The sequence below is a fragment of the Saliphagus sp. LR7 genome (assembly GCF_003344565.1).
Taxonomy (GTDB): domain Archaea; phylum Halobacteriota; class Halobacteria; order Halobacteriales; family Natrialbaceae; genus Saliphagus; species Saliphagus infecundisoli.
In genome coordinates, this window is record NZ_QPND01000005.1 from 162,563 (window position 1) to 183,776 (window position 21,214).

13 protein-coding genes and 9 pseudogenes are annotated in these 21,214 nt (G+C 54.4%); 16 read left to right on the forward strand and 6 right to left on the reverse strand.

All coding sequences use genetic code 11. From position 1 onward, the window contains the following. Window positions 1-191: 191 nt before the first annotated feature. From DVH23_RS09505 to DVH23_RS09515, 3 genes are all read left to right on the forward strand, one after another. A complete protein-coding gene (locus DVH23_RS09505; RefSeq protein WP_114577205.1) occupies window positions 192-404 on the forward strand; it encodes a winged helix-turn-helix transcriptional regulator in 213 nt (70 codons plus the stop codon). Between the two features lie 23 nt (window positions 405-427). After that, window positions 428-892 (forward strand): HNH endonuclease signature motif containing protein, encoded by a 465-nt coding sequence (locus tag DVH23_RS09510; protein ID WP_114577206.1) that lies wholly within the window; start codon window positions 428-430, stop codon window positions 890-892. Window positions 893-1,019: 127 nt separating this feature from the next. After that, window positions 1,020-1,403, forward strand: coding sequence for a hypothetical protein (locus DVH23_RS09515; RefSeq protein ID WP_232833736.1), 384 nt, complete (start codon window positions 1,020-1,022; stop codon window positions 1,401-1,403). Window positions 1,404-1,434: 31 nt separating this feature from the next. Here DVH23_RS09515 and DVH23_RS09520 read toward each other — a convergent pair. After that, window positions 1,435-1,569 (reverse strand): annotated as a pseudogene (locus DVH23_RS09520) (NDP-sugar synthase); the annotation flags it as partial. Between the two features lie 185 nt (window positions 1,570-1,754). Between DVH23_RS09520 and DVH23_RS09525 the strand changes: the two are divergent. The 4 genes and pseudogenes from DVH23_RS09525 to DVH23_RS09540 form a co-directional block, all read left to right on the forward strand. Continuing rightward, window positions 1,755-3,014, forward strand: coding sequence for a glycosyltransferase family 2 protein (locus tag DVH23_RS09525; protein WP_114577208.1), 1,260 nt, complete (start codon window positions 1,755-1,757; stop codon window positions 3,012-3,014). 253 nt (window positions 3,015-3,267) lie between these two features. After that, a pseudogene (locus DVH23_RS09530) lies at window positions 3,268-3,794 on the forward strand (IS1595 family transposase); the annotation flags it as partial. A 521-nt stretch (window positions 3,795-4,315) separates the two neighbouring features. Further along, complete coding sequence (locus DVH23_RS09535) at window positions 4,316-5,968, forward strand: hypothetical protein (RefSeq protein WP_114577209.1); 1,653 nt, start codon at window positions 4,316-4,318, stop codon at window positions 5,966-5,968. Between the two features lie 234 nt (window positions 5,969-6,202). Further along, window positions 6,203-7,327 (forward strand): annotated as a pseudogene (locus tag DVH23_RS09540) (IS4 family transposase); the annotation flags it as partial. A 15-nt stretch (window positions 7,328-7,342) separates the two neighbouring features. Here DVH23_RS09540 and DVH23_RS09545 read toward each other — a convergent pair. After that, window positions 7,343-8,438, reverse strand: a pseudogene (locus tag DVH23_RS09545) (IS630 family transposase). Window positions 8,439-8,483: 45 nt separating this feature from the next. Here DVH23_RS09545 and DVH23_RS24570 point away from each other — a divergent pair. Next, a pseudogene (locus DVH23_RS24570) lies at window positions 8,484-8,648 on the forward strand (IS4 family transposase); the annotation flags it as partial. A gap of 174 nt (window positions 8,649-8,822) precedes the next feature. Here DVH23_RS24570 and DVH23_RS09550 read toward each other — a convergent pair. Continuing rightward, window positions 8,823-9,974, reverse strand: a complete 1,152-nt coding sequence (locus DVH23_RS09550) for a glycosyltransferase (RefSeq protein WP_114577210.1) — start codon at window positions 9,972-9,974, stop codon at window positions 8,823-8,825. 181 nt (window positions 9,975-10,155) lie between these two features. Between DVH23_RS09550 and DVH23_RS09555 the strand changes: the two genes are divergently transcribed. Together DVH23_RS09555 and DVH23_RS09560 are read left to right on the forward strand one after the other, a co-directional pair. Next, window positions 10,156-11,475 carry a sulfatase gene (locus DVH23_RS09555; protein ID WP_114577211.1) on the forward strand — a complete coding sequence of 440 codons (1,320 nt, stop codon included), beginning with the start codon at window positions 10,156-10,158 and terminating at the stop codon, window positions 11,473-11,475. A gap of 1,140 nt (window positions 11,476-12,615) precedes the next feature. Then, window positions 12,616-12,765, forward strand: a pseudogene (locus DVH23_RS09560) (ISH3 family transposase); the annotation flags it as partial. 172 nt (window positions 12,766-12,937) lie between these two features. Here DVH23_RS09560 and DVH23_RS09565 read toward each other — a convergent pair. Beyond that, window positions 12,938-13,246, reverse strand: a pseudogene (locus tag DVH23_RS09565) (transposase); the annotation flags it as partial. Window positions 13,247-13,400: 154 nt separating this feature from the next. On the opposite strand from DVH23_RS09565, the pseudogene DVH23_RS09570 reads away from it, so the two are divergent. The 6 genes and pseudogenes from DVH23_RS09570 to DVH23_RS25260 form a co-directional block, all read left to right on the forward strand. Then, window positions 13,401-13,523 (forward strand): annotated as a pseudogene (locus DVH23_RS09570) (IS5/IS1182 family transposase); the annotation flags it as partial. A 102-nt stretch (window positions 13,524-13,625) separates the two neighbouring features. Beyond that, window positions 13,626-14,714, forward strand: a complete 1,089-nt coding sequence (locus DVH23_RS09575; RefSeq protein WP_114577212.1) for a glycosyltransferase — start codon at window positions 13,626-13,628, stop codon at window positions 14,712-14,714. Window positions 14,715-14,784: 70 nt separating this feature from the next. Then, window positions 14,785-15,774, forward strand: a pseudogene (locus DVH23_RS25255) (IS1595 family transposase). Window positions 15,775-15,900: 126 nt separating this feature from the next. Continuing rightward, window positions 15,901-17,433 (forward strand): flippase, encoded by a 1,533-nt coding sequence (locus DVH23_RS09590; RefSeq protein ID WP_114577213.1) that lies wholly within the window; start codon window positions 15,901-15,903, stop codon window positions 17,431-17,433. A 424-nt stretch (window positions 17,434-17,857) separates the two neighbouring features. Further along, on the forward strand, window positions 17,858-18,679 hold the full coding sequence (locus DVH23_RS09600; RefSeq protein ID WP_157972375.1) for an IS630 family transposase: 822 nt from the start codon (window positions 17,858-17,860) through the stop codon (window positions 18,677-18,679). Window positions 18,680-18,756: 77 nt separating this feature from the next. Further along, entirely contained in the window at window positions 18,757-18,987 is a 231-nt protein-coding gene (locus DVH23_RS25260) for a transposase (RefSeq protein ID WP_114577215.1), read from the forward strand. A gap of 278 nt (window positions 18,988-19,265) precedes the next feature. Here DVH23_RS25260 and DVH23_RS09610 read toward each other — a convergent pair whose 3' ends face one another. Together DVH23_RS09610 and DVH23_RS09615 are read right to left on the reverse strand one after the other, a co-directional pair. After that, complete coding sequence (locus DVH23_RS09610; protein ID WP_114577216.1) at window positions 19,266-20,231, reverse strand: NAD(P)-dependent oxidoreductase; 966 nt, start codon at window positions 20,229-20,231, stop codon at window positions 19,266-19,268. A 2-nt stretch (window positions 20,232-20,233) separates the two neighbouring features. Next, the gene (locus DVH23_RS09615) at window positions 20,234-21,211 is read right to left on the reverse strand and encodes an NAD(P)-dependent oxidoreductase (protein ID WP_114577217.1); all 978 of its coding nucleotides are present in this window, start codon (window positions 21,209-21,211) and stop codon (window positions 20,234-20,236) included. Between the last annotated feature and the right edge of the window lie 3 nt (window positions 21,212-21,214).

A 21,214-nucleotide genomic window follows, 5' to 3' on the forward strand; every position in this document is an offset into this window, starting at 1 on the left:
TCTCCAGCACGGAGGTCGGTGTCTCAAGCACCGGCCTCAGATTCTCTGAGGCGTCCGTGCCTACCACACCCTTGTCTTAGAGCCTATTAGTAGTTTTGTATCATTACTATATACCCATACTAGAAACCAATACAAAGATACTTGTTAGTGGATGACGTGTGGTTTAGTACGAGCGTCACCAACTGACGCTCATGCCATCGGAGGAGATCGATTTGAATCCAACAGACAACGCGATTCTCGATCGATTGCAGGAAGGGCGAGGATCACCGTCCTACATCGCCGAAAAGGAGGAGTATAGCCGACAGAACATCACGAACCGACTCGGGCGACTCGTAGAACATGGTTACGTCGAAAAGCTCGCACCAGGATTGTACGAACTCCAGAACGACCCCAGAGAGGAGTAGTTCACAGGAGAACGACGAGGGCGATGAGTAACGAACACTACCGAGAGAAGTGTCTCAGTGCGAAGGGGGAGCAGTGTATCGAGTGTGATGCTACGACCCGAGTCGTCGTCCATCATACCGACGGCGACCGAACGAACAACGATCTCGACAACCTGGTTCCTCTGTGCCGGAGTTGTCACTCGAGCGTCCACGCAGCCGGTGAGGGATTCGAACACTGGACGGAGCAACTGCCGGAACTAGCGATCCGGAGAGGCTACATAAGTGACGTGACGGAACATGGATGCGAGATACTTCGCGAGTTTAAAACCGAAGACGACCGGGTGAACCCGCTGCTCATTCGCCAATTGACCGGACTCCCAGCCACGACGGTACGGACAACCATTGACCGACTTTGTCGATGGGGGTACGTTCAGCAGGTGACGCGAGGACTCTACGGAATCACCGAGAGCGGGAGAGACATCGTTCTCGAGGCACATGAAGCGAAGTAAGTACGACGAAGCGGGCTCGCGAGGATATGAATGGCAGAAACGCTCCGACGAAATCAAAGAGCGCGACGGGAACGTCTGTCAGCGGTGTGGTGACCACAACGGAAACTACGATCATTTCCCGCTCGCGATGAACACGCACCACATCGTGTCCGGAAAGTACCTGCCCAAAGAGGATGCGCGGATTGATCTCAATCTCGTCACTCTCTGTAGTACCTGCCACGGACGTCTTGAGGGAGCACACATCGAGAGACAGCTCGCCGAAACCGGACGTGACGACGCACTCGGAATTGTCGAGTTTCTGAAAGGGCGACGTCGAAACGTTCACGGGATTGCACGCGAACTCGATCTCCCCGAGGAACGGGTAGAATCGCTGGTCGATCACCTCGAACGGATGTGCTGTATAGGCCATATCCAAGGGCGAGTGTATCGGGCCATCTGTCCAGCAACGGCCCACGCTACCGCTGTGAAATACGAGAGACACCGAGAGCAGGGAGCGGACCGAGCGCCTTAGCCGAAATCGACAGGCTCCAATTCTTGTCGGTGAACCGATCGTTCGTCGAGATGTAGACCGTCTCGATCCGGTCGTCGGTCTCGAGCTGCTCGAAGAGTCGGTCGATCACGGTCGTCTCACTGATCGGGAGAACCATCTTAGGCAGATCCTTCGTGATCGGCCACATGCGGATCGCACAGGCCCCTCGCGGGGACTAGTGAACCGGTATCCCACACGAAACGTATATCTCAAACTATAGTGACTGTCCTAGTCAGCCGAACCTTATTTGTAGGATGGTGGTGTGGAGTGAGACGAACATCGATTTCGAGAGAGAGTCGGTTCCGATACTATGTACATAGGACCAATCAGAACATGAGTACCAGCCGCGATCGAGTGAGTGACGAGACGTCGGGGACTGTTCTGGCACACGAAGAGGGGGGAGCCAAGGAACGGACGATCGAGACCGACGCGACCGAAGCCGACGAGCTTCTCGTCGGGCCGGAGAGCGAACGCGAGCCGACGATCAGCATCGTGATGCCGACGCTCAACGAAGAGGAAGGCGTCGGCGAGTGTATCACGCGGGCGAAACGGGCAATCGCCGAGCTCGGGGTCCCGGCCGAGATCATCCTGAGCGACAGTTCGACTGATCGAACACCCGAGATCGGCCGCAAGATGGGCGCGACCATCGTGACGCCGGACGAGCCCGGCTATGGCTACGCCTACCGGTACGCCTTCGATCGTGCTCGAGGCGAGTTCATCGTCATTGGGGACGCCGACACGACCTACGACTTCGAGAAGATTCCCGAATTGCTGGATCGGTTAGAGGAGACCGGTGCCGACATGGTGATGGGCAGTCGATTAGAGGGCGAAATCAAGTCCGGAGCAATGCCGCCGTTGCATCAGTACATCGGGAACCCGCTGTTGACGAAGTTCCTGAACGCGTTCTATGATGCAGGAGTCAGCGATGCGCATAGCGGCTTTCGGATCATCCGGCGGAGTTCATTGGAGTATCTGGACCTCAAGAGCGACGGGATGGAGTTCGCCAGCGAAATGATCATGGAAGCCGGTGCCAAGGACATGGTGATCGAGGAGGTGCCGATCACGTATCACGAGCGCGAGGGCGAGGCGACCCTCGAGAGCTTCAAAGATGGGTGGCGCCACGTCCGGTTCATGCTGGTGAATGCGCCCGGATACCTGTTTTCGGCTCCAGGTGCAGCCCTTTCTGGGATCGGGTTGCTCGTTATGATACTGGCAGTCATCGGGGAGTCGATCAACGGCGTTACCCCGGGTGTGCACTCGATGATCGCCGGGAGCCTGCTGACGATCGTCGGTTACCAGATCGGGACGCTTGGGGTTTTCGCAGCGGTTACGAGCGATCCGATTCAGAAACCCGAGGATCCGATCACGGAACGAATTACTGGGTCGCTCTCGCTGGAACGCGGCGCAACGATCGGTCTGGTGATCTTCACTGCTGGCGGGCTCTACGCTGGGGTACTGCTCATAGAGTGGATTTCAGGCGGGTTTGGAACGATGGAGTTTACGATCGGCTCTCTCGTTGCCTTTACGGCGATCATCATCGGTCTACAGACCGTGTTTTCGTCATTCTATCTCAGTGCACTGAGGGAGTTATAAGATCTATCCGATCGAGGTAGCTCAATACATAGGAGTACGTGAAAGCATGAAGCTCACCGTGCTGGTTGTCAGGTGTATCTATTTTCTGCTTCGTAGGACCGCTAGCCGAGAGCTGATTTCGCAGGTTTCACTGGTGTAGCCACTGATGGGAAACCGCAATACTGCGGCGGTTTCTACGGACGCTCATCTCGAAAAACCATAACACCGATTTTGCTGGTGACTCAACAGCAGCCAACGATGGACGAGGAGTCAGCTCAACGAGTTCGAACTCTTTGACGTGTGCGAAGCTGACGAGGTCTACGTCACCGCTGGTGAGAAAGGACTCGAAGACGAGGATGGGAGTCCGCGCGAGCGCGGGCTCTCAAAAAGGGGCGCGGAACCTTCGAATCAGACAAACCGCCAGTATTGACACTCGTCCGTCGCTCCGACGGACGAGTTCGGTTCCTCGTCCGCGAAAATCTCGAAGAGGTCGACGAAGACATTGCCGAGTACGGCGATGAGACCGTCATTCTCTGTACTGATCAGTACAGCATCTACGACGGAATCGACGAGTACGACGAGATTGATAGCCATTTAGCCATCAATCACGACGACCACTACGTCGTAGGTGATGCTCACACAAACAGCTGTGAGAACCGCCATAGCTTCCTTCGCAACTGGTTGCGAAGGTTTCGAGGGGTCTCAAAACACCACTTACAGGGCTATCTGAACTTCCTGGGCTATCTCCTCAATACCGACGACTGGTTCGAGAAAATCATAGGTACTGACTTCTACACATGAGCGTTCGGAGATTCCCACGAGGAAAACGATCTACTAGGAGAGTCACGCAACGAGAAAAACTATGAACTCTTCTGCTGATCCCTATCAGAGGGAAACAGTGGAGTGAGCCGACGCATAATTCTTGATGAGGAGGCTTTGGTGTGCACAGCCGTCGTCTCCTCATTCGTCTCGCAAAGAAGTCTCGATAAGTCGCCGCTGTCACGCGATTCGTCTCCTAACTAAAGACGGATGCCGAAAAGCACTCGCTCCGTATTGATCGGGCTGTTGGAGGCGATTACACAACCTATTTCCACGGGGAGGAACTTTCGACAGGGTCCGAATCTTTCCTGCCCGATAAACCAACAAGATTCATCGTCCGAAACGGAACGGACTCGGAGATTCTGCTGAACTCGGCGTCCATCAACACGCACGTCTGAGGAACAGTCATTCGGACCGGAGCACTCAAATACCTGCCATGAGTTTGGAAGACTATGCGCCTCTCGAAGCTCTATCTCTCCCTTTGCTTATTGAGTTTTAGCACGATGGTCATCGGCGTCCATCAAACTGAACGCTTTTTCCCCTGGGTTCATGGTTTTGTCCTTGTCGTCGCCGTCGCCGGAGTCATCCTGGCTTCCTCACGTCGGATGTTGTTGGCTCCTACTCTCGGGGTGATCGTCGCGGTGGCGGTCTCGGTCCGCTTGTTTCTCTATTTATGGCCAGCCTCGATGATCGGAATGGACCCGGACAAATATGCTGCTGGGGTCAATCACGTGATGCAGACAGGTGGGATGAATGTTGTCGCGAGAGATGTCTCGACCTATGGCGTGCTGTCGGCATTTTACTACACTAACGCGATCACGTCAATCGTTTCGGGATTTGAAAGCAAGACTGTCCTTATCGCGATCCCGCTGACGGTCGGGTTAATGCTCCCACTCACCGCCGCGGCACTTGCGAACCGGACAGTGAGTCGAGGCCATCGTCCACTCGCAGCAGGTATATCAGCCATCCTCGGAGGGACCGCCGCGGTTGGCGTACAATTCGGTTTTTGGCCTGTTGTCCAAGTGCTTGCGGTCCTCCTTTGGTGTGCGGCACTCATCCTCTTGATCCAGTTGTTCGATGCCGGCGACCAGGACGCGCTCTACGGCCTCCTTGTCGTCCTCACTGCGTCAATGATCGCACACAAGATCTCGATGCTAATTCCTGTCCTGGTCGTCGGAGCGGCTGTGCTGCTCTACTGGGCGAGAGGGTGGTTCGGGGGATCAGCCCGCGGGATCGCTCGATTCAGCACGTCACAGGTTGGCGTCCTACTGTTGGTCCTGGCAGCGGGGCTGTTCGTTCAGTGGGGGCTGATGACGGTGTTCCTTCGCGGAGCGATCGTCTCGAAACTCATCCCCCTCTTGGCTAGCGGGTTATCCATCGCGCCGGCAGACGCACCCACGCTTGCAGCAGCGCCGGCGAACTCTGGCATCACCGGGATCCTTATTCGGAGAGCTGACTTTCTCGTGTTGCTTCCTGTGGTCTCGCTCGCTGGCCTATGGCTATGGGTTCGTGATCGGACGCTTGGATCCGCCCTCCTCATCGGGGCTGCTGCAGTCCCAGTCATTCTCACGGCGGTCTCGATTGTCGGCTTGCAGGTTGCAGCTCCATCGCGTATCGTCCTTTTCGGCATCCCTGCTTTCGTCGCGCTCCTCGGAGTCGGTACTTCGGCTCTATATCAGCACGAGGGGCGTAGGGGCCAAGTTGCAGCGTTAATCCTCGTTCTGGTCCTGGTGGTTCCGCAGGCCGGATCAGCCGCTCTTGCACCGGATTACAACGGAGAGCCTCGTGAATACTTAACAGAAGGAGAGACCTCCGCGAAGACTTTACTGCTGGAGTATTCGGAGTCGCCTGTCGCGATGGACTTCTTTTACGCTCGTGAACAGGTTGATGTGGAGGCCGCCGACGCGACACACAAGCCCGGCCTTGACCCCGTTCCTGGCGTCACGGAGCTGAATGATCCGCTCCTGAATGGGACATTGGGAGACAGCTCTCACGAAACCCTCCTCCTCCGCGAACGGGCTGATATAATTCGCTTCAGCCAGGGAGGATACCGACTCACGTGGGATCCAACACGGGATATGAGTAATTCCACACGACACAACAGAATCTTTGATAATAACCACGCTGTAGGATTCAGTAAAAATGAAAACGCTTGACTGGAATTCAGTCCTCCTAGAGGTCATATTAACCGTCTTATTAACGACAATAGTATCTGTCTCGCCCTGGTATCGAGTTCCCTCGGGACAGGCAGGCTTCTACGCCCTGCTGGCGTTGTTCGGGTTATCGGTCATGGTTGTGGTTGTGGTCCATTGGTGTTCGGTTAAGCCGAGGAACCAAGAGACTGCGCTCTGTTGACGAAGTTATCGCTGTAGACCGCGTAGGGAGAGGTTGTGCTAACGGAACTCTCCCCAGACCTCATTCGCCGCCGGTTGACTTCCCCCTTTCCAGCAGAGCTCGTTGAAGGCATCGCGCACGAGCGCGATGCCGTCCAACGTCACCGGAAAATCGACATCACGATGCTCGTCTGGTCGCTCATCTTGGGCTTCGCCGTGGACGGCGAAACCCGCTCTATCGCCGCGTTTCAGCGCGCCTACCAAACTGCGACCAACCAGATCGTGGTTCGCTCCAGCTTCTACGACCGATTGACGCCGGAACTCCGTGACCTCCTGAGCGACCTCCTCGCGCATGCGCTCGAGGAGGTCGCAGCTCCTCACACGATCGCCCCGCAACTCACCCAGTTTCGGGACACGATGATCGCCGATGCAACTGTGTTCAGGTTGCATCGGCTTCTTACGACGTTTCCAGCGACTCAAGAGGATCAATCTGGAGCACAGCTGTACCTCGTCTACAACATGAGCAAGCGGACGCTCGCACAGTTCAATCTCACTGACGAACGAACCCATGAAAGCAGCCAGTTCCGTACTGGGAACTGGCTGCGTGGGCGGCTGTTCCTGCTCGATTTCGGGTTCTACAGTTATCGTCGGTTCGCGTTGATCGATGAAAACGAGGGCTACTTCGTGAGCCAGTTGAAGACGAACGCCAATCCACGAATCGTAGGCGAGCGACGAAAATGGCGCGGGCGCGCCATTTCCTTGACTGGGACCCATCTCCAAGACAAGCTCTCGAAGCTCACACGCAAGCATATCGACGTAACCGGTGAGTTCGAGTTCAAGCGACGGCAGTATGGTGAGAGCCGGTCATCAGCTACCACTGAGTTCCGCGTCGTCGGTGTCCTCATTACGGACAACGACGACTACCATCTCTACGTGACGAATCTCCCGGATGAGTTCACCCCAGTGCAAGTAGCAGCACTGTACAGCCTCCGATGGAAGGTTGAATTGCTGTTCCAGGAGTTGAAATCACGGTACGGACTGGAGAAGTTCGAGACAGGTAATGAAGCGATTGCAGAGTTGCTCGTAATGGCGGCTCTTCTGACGCTCACGGTCAGAAGAGCCTTGTTTGCGGTGTTTCAGGAGATTGATCCCGATGTTGAGTATCCAGAAGAACGCTGGGCGACCGACCGATAATGACTAAGATAATTTTTGAAAGTCAAGAAACTTCTCACACCACTTCTTTGCAAAGCTGATTCGTTGCGTTATTTTCTCGAACGTCTCTTGAACGAGTTCTTTGAACTCGTCTTCGTTCTCAACGACGATCGGTGCCATTGTCCACTTGAGAAAGTCCCAGACTTTCTCGATTGGGTTGAGATGCGGCGATCCTGACGGGATGAAAATCAGGTCGATTCCCAGTTGATGGGCGCGCTTGCGCGTGTACTGACAGATATGTGCTCCGTGCTTGTCCAAGACGAGCAGAATCCGCTTGCCGGGATTCTGCTCGCGCACCTCCTCCAAGACGCCACAGATCCGCTCCTTCTTTTCGTCTTCCGTGAACGTCACGTGACTCTCACCGTTCAGTGCGTAGAACCCAACCGCAGAGTCGTGCGTTTTCACCAACGGCCGTTCAATGTGCGGGTCGTCGACGTACCAGACACGGCGCGAATTATCGTACGGCTGTGGTTTCGACGCGTCGAAGAATCCAAGGACAGTGCCGCCATCAGTACAGACATCGTCGTCAACGACCCAGCCGTCTCCGTCTTCTCCCTCGCGTTTGTTGTGTGGCTGCTCGTCCTCGTCGAGCGCGTCATCGACGCGCTCTTCGAGAATCTCATCTGGGTTCTCAGGCCGACTAGGTCGCTTTGGCCGTGGTTTCGCGTATGACAGACCTAGCTCCCGAAGGAACGTCCCGAGATAATTCGGACTGTACTCGACACCGAACTCTTCCTGAAGCAGATGCTGAATTTCCTGTGATTTCCAGGGCTGGCCGTCACGGAGCATCTCGACCAGGTCTTCTTGTTCGTCTTCGTCGAGTTTTCGGGGGCCGGCCGCCCCCGAAACTCGGCATCAGTTCTTTGAGCCCACCTTCATTCCAGGCTTCTGCCCAGCGATCACCGGTGGCCGCCGACCTGCCTTCCCGGTCGGCGGCCTCCGGAATCGAATCACCCTGATAAAGGTTTTTCAGGAACCCGAGACGCCGAAGTCGGTGATCGTCTTCAGCCTCACGCAGCAATTCGTCGATCTCCTCTTCAGACAGGTGATGCTTGATCTCCTTGCGACGTGAGCGTTCCATGAACGACAGTCGGCATTAACTCACAAAAGTTTTCGTACTCATTAAAGGTCGGTCGCCCAGCCAGTGCTTGCAGAACTCGCACTTTCTCTCGGCCATCCCCCACCGAACCTTCCCGAAGTAGTGCGTCACGAGGCACGCCAACCAGAGAGATCACGCCTCACCTTGAACAAACGGGTGGCTCAAGCCATCAACACGGAGATATGGCCTTAACCGAACACAGATGCCATCATGAGATAAGGTTAACGCTACCTCTAAAGAACGATATAGCGTTCTGGTCGTTGAACAGGTACATTTTCCATCACAACAAGGCATCGCGGCTACAGTGACAACGTACCATGTCCACAGAAACCGACACGGACCTCTTCCGAGGCCCGAACGCACAGATTAACAAACCCTCTCTGACCTGAAGGTCTGGCAAACGTCGTCAGCAAGCCGACTCACTGAAAATTGCCGCAACAGGTCCTCATCTACTGTCTGCCTGCTGTTCGAAGGAGAGTTAATCACCGACTTTGCAAGTGCCTCCGGTGGGGCGAGAGTAAGGTCATCAAGATCATCACTTAGTTCAGGCAGGATCCCTACCGGCGTGCTGACGACCGAGCACGATGCGGATAGTGCCTCAAACACGACAGTGGGGTAGGATTCGGTCGTCGACGTAAGAAGGACAATATCGCATAGAAGCATTGTTTTGAGTGCCTCTTCGTGAGGACACATTCCCAGAAAGTGGACACGATCCTCCAACCCGAGCTTATGGGCTTTGGCTTCAGCAGCTTCTCGTTGGTGGCCATCGCCGACAATGAGCAATTCGTGTTCATCCGAAAGTTCCGAAAATGATTCAATGGCCAGTGACGGTCGTTTGAGCTCAGAGAGGCGACCGACAAAGGCAAGAAGGGTTGAACTCGACGAAACATCGTACTCGTCGTATAGCTTCTGCCCCCATTCCTCAATACCCCTTGTCGCAGCATTCAGCGCTTCGCTGTTGACAACCCCGTGAGCAAGCTTCACATCTGAGTCTGGATTCAATCTCGCTATCTGTTTCCTTATATCAGGATTCCGTGAATATACGACGTTGCCCATGAACATTCGGAAATTTATCTGTTCAAATAGATACAACGGATTCGAAAGTCGCTCATTGGACGAATTTAGGGAGGGGGTATAGGCTACGAAGTTTACGACGGGGGTCCCACCGAGTGACAGGATTGCTGCGACAGGATGCATAAGATGGTTTGTAGAGTATATCACCTCAACGTCATGACGAAGGCGGTAGATTGCTGCATAAAACAGGAGGCATATGGCAGCAAGGAACTCACCAAAAACGTTCAGCGGGGTTCCAACCGGCCGGTCATGAAATGGTGATTGGATCGGTCGATGAATCTCAACACTGTTCCGCGTCTCTATACTCGGCGACTCATTCAATCGGAGCGTGATCACCGATATATCAAACCCCTTCTCGGCAGCATTCTCTGCGACTTCAGTGTCGGTGAATGCCCCACCAGCACTAATTGGGTAGTAATCCCTGGCAAGGACCAAGACACTCATATCAGTTCAAATGAGAGCACCTCCATCAGTGTTTGGACTGCTTCTTGGTAAGGGACGATGCCAATAACGTCTGGGTCGGGATCGGCATTACCAGGAGGATGACAATCGACCCGAACGCGTGAGGCACTCCTCCGTAGCGAGAGACACAAGTTATTAGCAGACGGTAGTTTCAACACTACCTATGAACCCGGTCTTGTTTATCAGCGTGGACTGTCTCCGGGCGGACCACCTCGGGTGTTATGGGTATGATCGACCCACTTCACCGAATATAGACTCGTTTGCTGATACAGCGACCGTCTTCGAACACGCATACTCAAACTGCCCAGGTACTCGATGGGCGTTTCAGTCCTTGCATACGGGAGTGTCAACGCTACAGATTGACGGACTTGGCATCCCAGAAGAGTATTGCCCGCTGGCATCATATTTCTCCGACCACGGGTACGCGACTGGAGGCTTCGCAGTCAACGGCTTCGTGAGCAGGGATTATCGGTATGACACCGGATTCGACACCTACTATAGCGTCCAAGACTCGTCAGATCAGCACGGCCTTTTGGGGCGAGCTGGACAGGCGATTAATGACACCCTCAATAGCGACCTCGTCCTTGAGAAGGTTCTGAGACCTGTGCGTGAGAAATTGCGCTCCTCTCAAACAGGAAAGGGCAACCGCTTTCAGCCCAGTCACTCGGACAGGGATACGGTTGATCAGGCCCTCTCATTCGTTGACGACCATCAGAACGAGGCGTATTTCCTGTGGGTGCACTTGATGGACGCCCATACCCCATATGGGTACTGGCCCGATCACCTCGAAGCCCTCCGTGGTGATGCCGATATCGAACACACGATCCATCCGGGGCAAGAGGAGTTGATAGAGCAGGGCGAGGAACCGCCACAGAACGTTATCGACACCTATGACGCGGGGGTTCGGAGTACTGATGAACAGATTGGTCGCCTGCTTAATGTCATTCCTGATAATGCCACTGTCGTCCTGACCGGGGACCACGGTGAAGAGTTCGGCCGCTTCGGCGACTTCCACGACGCATCGCTATATGGCTCCATGACTCAGGTCCCGATCATCATCCGCACTCCAGGGATTGAGATCGGCCGATCGCAGACCCCTGCTCAGCATCTCGATATCCCACCGGCGTTACTCCATGCGGCTAACATAGAGGCCCCTGAGGCCTGGGAAGGCGAACCACTACAAATATCTGAAAGGACTGTTGATGAGCCCATCTATCACACCCTGGGAAAGGATAAAATCGCCGTCAGAGAGGGTGACTGGAAATATATCGAATCAGAGGGGAGCGGGGAACTCTATCGGGCCCCCCATTCGGAGATTGAGGAGGAGCCAGCAGACGACCCGGATCAACGCGACAAACTCCGTACATTGGCCAATGAGTATCGTGCTTCGGCTGGGTCTGCCGGGGCCGGAGCGTCTGAATTGGGTGAGGGCGACCTATCCGATGAGGTTGAGGGTAATCTCGAGGATCTCGGGTATCTGTGACCTTCAGTATTGATACCCATATATAGGTCTCGGGGCACAAACTTTATAGATACTCTCGAATAAACAGATTAGTATGACAAGTATCCCATACATAATGGATATATTAGATAAAGGCGCCCCAAACACTGACCTCACTTACCTTGGGCAAATATCCGAGGAATATGGGCTTAATCCTACTTCCGCGGTTGAATTTGAACGAGTAGCACGATTTTCTTGGAGGGGGTGCAGTCTGCCGGTTTTAATTGGCGGCCTGAGAAGACATCACCGATTTGACGCACTTCGCCGTGGTGCTGACGTGGTAACCTACCACCACTGAAACGGCACAGACGCTGAGAAGAACCTGCCTTGTCACACGCGAAAACGCCCTCAAAACGACGATACGCTAAACCGCGGAAGTAGGATTAATAAAGAGACGATAAAGAAAGCGGTGAAGGACTCAAAAGAGGTTAGTAGGGTTTTAGACACCGTTATTCGGAGGCCCATCCCGAGGGAATCAGCGACGAATCCCGCATGGAGTTGGAAGCAGCGCTCAGGGCATGGTTGATGGAGAATCGCTATATACTCCTCTCGATACACCAAGCACCCCCGAAAACCCAAAACTCAACTAATACTACTTCGGCGGTTGGGCGAGACTGGCGTTTCAGACTGATTCACGAACCTCGTCGTACGGGCTATAGACTCGAACAGGGGGTAGGTGTGGGGTTTTCGAGGCCATACGTTCCGAGGGGCATCACCCCACTTGTCACGGGAAGTTAGCAGTTCTCTTCTTCTTGAAAACGAGAGACCGCGACGACTTTGAACCCGTCCACGCTACTCGTTCATCGGCAACCGCCGAAATACTACTAAGACCTACACTCAAATTCGCTGAGAGCAGTCTTGGAGGCACTAAATAACTAACAAAAATACCAATATCATCAACCCCACCTCAAAGACAACACACATTCCAAACTTAATCAGAAAATCCTGGTGCTCTCTGACGGTCATATTGGTCCGTGGGCCTCCATACAGATAATCCCACTTGTTGGCCTCTAAGCTCAAGGTGACACGCCGTTCACGCTGGTCAGCCTGTAATTTAGTCTCAGTACTTCACAAAGCCAGTTAGTTGAGGCGTCTGCTTGCTGAAGATGTGCCTAAGACCCAGTGGCGACGCCCCGCCAGGGCGGGCGTCGCCTCTGGTGATGGCCTTTTGAAGAGTTCGTCGACATGGTAATTAGGGCGGCGTGGACGGCCCTCGCAGCGCGTCGGGCCGTCCCCGCAAACCGGCCACCGGATGGCCGATTCCACCGATAACTGGTGACCGAGCCCGCCCTGCCGATCAGTGGCAATGCCGTCGCGTCAGCGGCTGACCGCCGCCGACTGCGACGCTTCCTCGTCTCCTGACGCCTGGATGAATCGTTGGAGCACACGTCCAGCCCAGATTCGTCGGTAATTCAGGCTTCAGCGGCAGTGAGCTGAGGACGCTTTGTGAGGTACTGAACATCTCAATCAGTTCTTCTTGTTGGTCTTCGTCGAGTTTCGGGGGTCGGCCACCCCCGAAACTCGGCATTAGCCCCTCTATTCCGTCCTCGTTCCAGGCGTCCACCCAGCGACCACCGGTGGTCGCCGACCGGCCTTCGCGGTCGGCGGCCTCTGGGATCGAGTCACCTTGATAGAGGTTTTTGAGGAAGCCGAGGCGCCGAAGATGATGGTCGTCGTCGGCCTCACAGAGCAACTCGTCCATCTCTTCTTCGGATAGGTGGCGCTTGACCTCTTTTCGACGTGACCGTTCCATTGCGTAGATATCACACGTAAGTCTCAAAAGTTTTCAGACTCATTATTCCGCGCGCTCGTCGAAGAAATGTTCCTCGATTTGACACAGCAACTCAGCTTCGCTGCTGCCTGGCTCGATCAGTTCCTTGATGTCAATAGCTTACGCTAGACCCTATCACGCCCGAGGTCGCGTCCACGCACGAGCGCAGGTGTTTCTTGCGCTCTGCCTTCGTCTCGTTATCGCACTCACCAACCACGAACGCGGAGACAATCCAGGGAGCACGATCATCACGGAGTGAGAACTCTTCTATGACACCCTCAGACGCTTACCCTAATCCGATCTGATCGGCTGAATGTGTCTAAGGAGAAAATGATATAACAGTGGGATTGAATTTACCAGTATGGTTCGAGTTGGGTTATATTTGGGCTCAAAAAACGACCCCATAGGCAATATAGAGCAGGTATTCGCCGATTGGGGCGAGTATATCGGCTCTGATTTCGATCTTGAGGCATTTGGCAGTGCACCCTCCCCCCAACACCTTCATAAATATTATACGAGGGTTGAAACCACCCAGAGAGGCAGTAGAACCCCGTTCGGGGAGATATACGACGCCTATAAATCCACGGTGGAGTACGCGAAATCTCGCAATCCGGATGTCCTAATCAACGTTTGGAAATACCACACTCATGCCCCAGGGGTGGCAATTGCGGGACGGCGAGAGGGTGTGCCTACGGTGACGCGCATAACTGGAGATGTATATAATGAGTATCATTACTACAATGGGGCGAAACGGGTAGGGTTATATTTTCTTGGCAATGTCCTCGGACACATCCCCCCGAAGTTATCTAATAAGATGATTGCTCTCGGGCCGTATGAGCGAAATCAGGCAACAGCCCGTGGCATTTCACACGACGATGTTGTTTTGCTCCCCCCACCGAAACCTGGGTCAGACCGCTTTTCACCCCCGGAAAATAGGGGGGGTTACAAAGAGGATCTCGGCCTCCCAAGTGATTCAACAGTTGCATTATTCGTTGGCCGCCTCACAGGCGAAAAGGGAATGCCCTTTCTCGCCGATGTCATGCGGACCGTGCTCGCCAAGCAGGATATGACGTTCGTCTTGGTCGGGGAGGGTCCGTTCAGCCAAGAATTGAAAGAGGAATTTGGTGAGGATGTCATTCTCCCGGGAAAGGTCCCCCATGACGTTATTGACGAGTATTACAAGGCAGCCGATACGTACGTTCACCCCTCCCCATACGAAGGCGTCCCGCTGGTTATCCTCGAAGCACTTTCCTGTGGATTGCCGGTTGTCGCTCGTCCTGCGGGGGACATTCCATTCATAGTTGATGGCGGAAACCTGGTCACAGAGTCCGACGAAATGGCTGATTGGCTACTCCAAGGGCCGCACCCCCCATCGTGGAAGAATCAAGAATATTTCACCGACGAATATCAGAGCCAAGCACTCCGAAAGTTGGTGTCTGAATTGGCGTAATCATAACATCCTACGCTCATCTTGATAAACCATAATACCGATTTTGCTGGTGACTCAACAGCAGCCAACGATGGACGAGGAGTCAGCTCATTCTTTCTCCCACGGCGTGAGCGATGCTTCGAGCGTTTCCGTCTCGCCGAAGCGGGCGAGACGGTGACGTGTGTCCACTACGAGAGTGAGACCGTTGTCAACCGAGGTACCACGGGCAAAGACGCCCAGCAGTACTGGTGCAAGGACTGTGAAACCTACTTCAATGACCTCACGGACACGATCTTCGGCCAGCATCGGTTCGCTCTCGAAGAGATGTTCTACATCGTAAAGGAGATGCGATCTGAGCCGACCGCTCAGATCGCTCGTGACCTTGAGCGAGACTACGAAGCCGTCCTCAACTTCGTTCACAAAGTTCAGGACGTCAGCGGCGATATCGACGAGTTCGAACTCTTTGACGTGTGCGAAGCTGATGAGGTCTACGTCACCGCTGGTGAGAAAGGACTCGAAGACGAGGATGGGAGTCCGCGCTGAGTGATTGGCGTAACCTTTGAGCGTTCCAGATCTGTAAACTCCGTCTCGTCATCCCGTGGGCTCCGGTCTCCGTGAAGGGATGATCAAACGTTGCGCAGACCACTCCGCGCGGACTCTCAAAAAGGGGCGCGGAACCTTCGAATCAGACAAACCGCCAGTATTGACACTCGTCCGTCGGATCGACGGACGAGTTCGGTTTCTGGTCTGTGAAAATCTCCAAAACGCTGACGAGGATATCGCCGAGTACGGCGACGGAAGCGTGATCCTCTGCACCGACGACTACACGATCTACGACGACATCGAGGAGACGGAGGGGGTGGACGGCCATCTGGCCGTCACCCACTCTGAGATCTACGTGATCGGTGACGCCCACACAAACACGTGTGAGAACCGCCACAGCTTCCTTCGCCAGTGGTTGGCGAAGTTCCGCGGCGCCTCGAAGCATCATCTCCAGAAACACCTCCATTTTCTCGCACTGAAGCTCAATTCACCGGACGACTGGTTCGAGAAACTGCTGTGTTACAATGTGTCGGGATGAGCGATAATACTTACTTCTCAGGCGGCTGTTTTCGGTTGCTACCGAGGTGTGTGAAGAGTTCTATGACACCCTAAGTTGGCCAACTGTAACGAAATCTTCTACTAGCTTCCAACTGACCGATCGAATGTGAGTTCGATCGCCGATAGTCTCAGTGGACTTGTGAAGAGTGCGGGTATCGTACTCGCAGGGACTGTCGTAGCAAATATTCTCGGTCTTCTCGCAGAGATTTTAATCCCGCGGGCGCTGGCTCCAGCAACGTACGGACGACTTGGTCTCGCGTTCGGAATCGTCAGTGCAGTCAGTTCGCTGGCAATTCTGGGAATTCCGAACGGCGTGACTCGATCCCTTTCAGAAAAAGAATCAGCCCACGACGAGTTGGACGTGCTCCGGAGTGGGTACGCGATTTCGTTCGCAGGGGCCGTCCTTACAGCCGCTGTCATCTACCTTGCGCGCTTCGAAATCGCTGCACTCATGGATGATCCCGAGGTTGCGCCGCTACTTGTCGCGTTTGTTCCTTATCTCCTCGCGTTTCCGATCGCGAAAGTGAGTGTAGGAATCCTCCGTGCCGAGGAACGCACTACCGCCGCAACGCTGGCCGAGCGAGTCGGTCCTCGAATGCTCGGCTTAGCACTTGTTGCTGGACTTATCGTTGCCGGTCAGCCGGTCGCCGGGGCTATCGGCTACTGGCTCTCCTTTTCGATAGTGGGCGCACTGTTGGCGCTCTATGCTGTCCAACAGCACATCAACTTCGGTTCGTTCATTGCTCGTCTTCCGAAGCGCGAAACGGTTCATGAACTCTGGTCATTCTCGTGGCCACTGGCTGCAGCTGCTTCGTTGCACATCATGCTTGCGAACATCGACATCATCATGATCGGCTACTTCCTTGAGTCGGAGTCTGTCGGCTACTACCGTTCGATCCAACCGCTAAAACAGGTGATCTTCTTTTTTTCAGGATCGTTTGCATTTCTCTTCTTTCCTCTCGCCACGAAACATTACTCACAGGGTGATTTCGACGGTCTCGACACGCTCTATACCGTTACGACAAAGTGGATTGTCTGGCTGACGTTCCCCGCAGTCCTCCTGTTCACGCTATTCTCGCCGGCCGCCATTCGTCTATTTTTCGGGACGGCATACCTCCCTGCAGCTCCCGCCCTTTCCGTACTGATGGCAGGGCTGTTCTACCGTGTACTTGTCGGATTGAACGGCGATATGGTCAAAGCGATCAACCGGTCACGCATCGAGTTATATTCGGCAATCGCCGGCGTCGTCGTGAACGTCTTGTTGAACGCAGCGCTTATTCCCCGCTTCGGGATCATCGGGGCGGCGTTCGGGACTGTCGTTGGTTATTTCATCTACAACACAGTCGAAGTCGTCGCGATTTACTTGGCGATCAAGAGCCACCCGTTCTCAGTGGCTGCATTTAAACCGCTGGTACCGCCGACATTAGTTGGTATCGGTACCCTTGTACTCATCTCTCAGCAGGCACTCGGGTTACTTGCGTTCGCCGGTATCGGTGTGTTGCTGTGCGTCACCCAGTTCGTTTCGATGATCCTGACTCGGAGCCTTACTGACACAGACCTCCTCCTTGTTAAGGAGTTCGAAGCACGCTTCGATATCGATCTGTCATGGCTTACGTCTCTCATTCGTAGGAGATCTTGATAAGGACTATCTACATTCGGTAGTTCCCATCGATCCTGATTGCTGACTCGATTTCTGGAGCAAAACGAACGAGATCAAAAGAACCGATTCCGTGAATCGAGCAAAGACGGCGGTCTCACGTTAGTGAGGGCGCCGTCACTAGAGAGATGATCCATAGCGGTCGCTCATTCACAGGACTGGCGCTGGACGCGGGCAGGCTCAGCCCGCGTCCAGTTGGCTGTAGGTCGCTGGGATGCCGACGCCGTTGGTTGGTGCTTCCCACTTCCGGCACAACGCGTCGTCGAGTACGTGATCAATCCACTCACGGGACACCTCGAAGCGAAACCAGACAGGCAGTGCTCGCCCGCCGCTCGAGTGGTCTGCGCAATGTTTGAGCCTTCAGAGAGCCTACTAAGCCCAAATGGCGACAGGTCGTCGGATAGACATGACGAGGCATTTGTCGGAAGAGCAGCTCAATGAGGTGATTAACGACGCCCAGAAGGCGGACGAGACCCGTCTCGTCCGGCGGCTCTGTTTCGTCAAAAACCTCTATCTCGATGATTCAACCAGCATGGCCGCGCGACGCGTCGGCGTCTCGCGTCACACCGGTGATCGATGGCTCGCTCGGTGGAACGCGGAGAGTGTTGACGGGCTTCGACCGAGCTTCGCGGGCGGGCCGCCCGCGAAGCTCTCCCCTGACCAGTTCGAGGAGTTCTTTTCGCTTCTCGAAGACGGCCAACCCTGGACACCACAGGAGATCGACGCCCTGCTCTGGGACCGCTATGGCGTCACGTACGATCGAGCCCATCTTGCTCGCATTCTTCGGGCTGACGGCATGCAGTACGCGAAACCGCGACCGATGGATCCTCGACAATCACCCGATGCTGAAGCGGATTTTCGTGAGCGCCTGGGAGAGGCGCTCACGAAGGAGACCGATGAGGAGCCACTCGTTCTCGGGTTCTTCGATGCCTCGTGGCCACAGCCGTTCGAGAACTCCCAGCGGATGTGGTCGTACGACCGAACCGTCGAAATCGATAAACCGCTGGTCACGGTTCCCTGGAAAACGCTCGGCTTCTACGCATTACTCGGGAAGAGTACGCTTATTGTCCGAGAACGGACGACAAAAGAGAGTATCTGTGCAGCGTTAGAGGCGATCCGCGAGCAGAATCCGGTCGGCCGGATTTTGCTCATCGCTGACAACGATGGCGGTCACCACGCCCATCTCACCCAACAACGGGCCGACGAACTCGGTGAGTGGTTGGCGTAACCTTTGAGCGCTCCAGATCTGTAAACTCCGTCTCGTCATCCCGTGGGCTCCGGTCTCCGTGAAGGGATGTTCAAACGTTGCGCAGACCACTCATCGAGTTCGTCTTCCTTCCCCCATACTCGCCGAACTTCAATGCAATCGAACCGCTCTGGAAAACCCTCAAGCGAAAGATTTCGCCAGAAATATTTGAGGAACAAGATCACTTCAGATGGTTCGTTACTGACACATTCCTAGACCTTTCGAACCGTCTTGGGTTCGCAAACAAGTGGATCGACACGTTCCTCCCCGATGTGCAAAAGTTACGCTAACCACTCATGGCTTCGACTCCGGGGATCGGTATCTCGTCCAGTAGCCCAAGCGCTAAGGTTTCAAGGTCAGAGGCCGTAAGAACAGTGTCTGGTTGGTAGAGAAATCTCATAATCACCCCAACTAGACGTTCTCTGAAAATCTAACCTCGTCAGTTGTGACTATCCGATGACTCGATGGGAACTACCGACATTAGGAACCCTCGATTCAAGATTCGGCGATTGTGCCATGTTAAATACTAATACAGTCAAGTGCACTCGAAGATAACGTCCAGTGGCAATTATACGGACAATAATCGCTGAATCGAGTTCTTGACAGTGTGAGTACGATGCCACCCTAATTGCTCATGGGCCTTTTCAGTATTCACCTCAAACTCTTCAACGAGAGTCTCATTTTCGCGTGGATTCTCAATGAGTTCGATTGGTATATCGAGACTACGCTTCTCGATTGCTGTTTCCCGAACCAATTCAGCAATCGCCACCACCGACAGGTCCTCATCACTAGCAACCTCGTACCGTTCGATGCCCGTCTCACCGGTCGCGAGTTGTTCGAGTAATCGTTCAGTACTCCGGATATACACGCGCGCGACATCTTTCACATGGATAAAATTCCGAGATTGTGTCCCTGGCTCGTAGACTGTCAATGGCTCCTCCGAAAGCGCTCGATTCACGAAGAAGTTGATTACCGTCGGCTTCGAGACAGAGGTCCCCTCAATCTCGTGCTCACCATAAAGATTCGATTTCATGTACATATGGACAGGAAAGGCTCCGTCAGCCAATGACTCCACAGCGCGTTCTCCGAGTACCTTCGTCCGTCCATACCAATTCATCGGGTCACGAGGATGATCGACTGTAATCGGGAACGACTGCGGATCGCCGATTGAGGCCATACTAAACGGAAAGACTAGTCCCGCACCAGTTTGACGGCAGAACCAGGCAACGTTGTTCGTCCCTTGTACATTCACTTCGTACGCGAGATTCTCGTTTTCTTCACAGTCCTCGACACCGCTTACTGCCGCCAGATGTAGTACGACATCGGAGCCCTCAAGAGCTGACTCGAGTCGCTGACGGTTACGAATATCGACGTGGTGGATATCTACCTCCTCAATCAACTCCACCTGTCCACGATACTGATTATCGAGTGCAATGATCTCCCACTCCGGATGAGTTTGCTGTAGTTGCTGAACAACACGGCTCCCGATATATCCTGCAGCGCCCGTTACCCCAATTGTTGGTGAATCACTCATGGTCACACATCGATCGTCAATGAACGGCTAATTGGCTGTGAACTCGGTTGCGCTCCATTGAACCGATCAATCAGATCGCGAACGCCCTCTTGTATCGTCCACTGTGGCTCGAATCCCGTCTCCGACAGTCGATCGAAATTGACGTGATAGGAGGGTCCAGGCTGTTCGTCTTCGAGGTACGTAATTTCGAGTGAATCGTCGAGTTCATCAGCGACGATACGAGCGATATCTGCGATCTGGTAGTTGTGATCGGAATGTCCCACGTTGTACACGTCATGCTCCCACTGATCCGGATGAAACACGGCGTGTTTGTACGCACCCGCTGCGTCTTCGACGTGGATGAATGGCCGCCAATTGTTCCCGTCTCCATACACAGTCAACGGACGATCCGTCAATCCCCGAAACACGAAGTGGTTGACGACGAGATTGAACCGGATACCAGGAGAATACCCGTAGTTCGTGCTCATGCGCAACGACGTCGCGTCGAACCCGTACTCCGCAGCCCCCTCCTGGACCAGCTGCTCGGCCTCGACCTTTGATTCGGCGTACGGATTCAACGGGTCCGGTTCCGTCGCTTCATCGATATTCCTGCTCGCAGCACGCCCGTAGTTGTTACACGATGAGGCGAAGACAACGGTTTCGACATCAAACTTCCCAGCGGCAGTAACGACGTTCTCCGTTCCCTCGTAGTTGACCCCGAACGTCTCCTCACGCCGGTCGTGTGTACTGCTCGCGCCAGTAATAGCAGCGAGATGAACGACGCGATCGACACCGCGCATCGCACTCTCTACATCCCCATAGTTGCGGATGTCCCCCCGAATGAACTCGAGACCGTCCCCAACAGCACCCATTAGCGAACGCGGCGTCCCCGAGACGAGAGAATCGAGGACAACGACCTCGGAGACGTCCGGTTCAGCAAGCAAATCCGGAACGAGCACACTTCCGATATATCCACAGCCTCCGGTAACGAGAACCCGCATCTA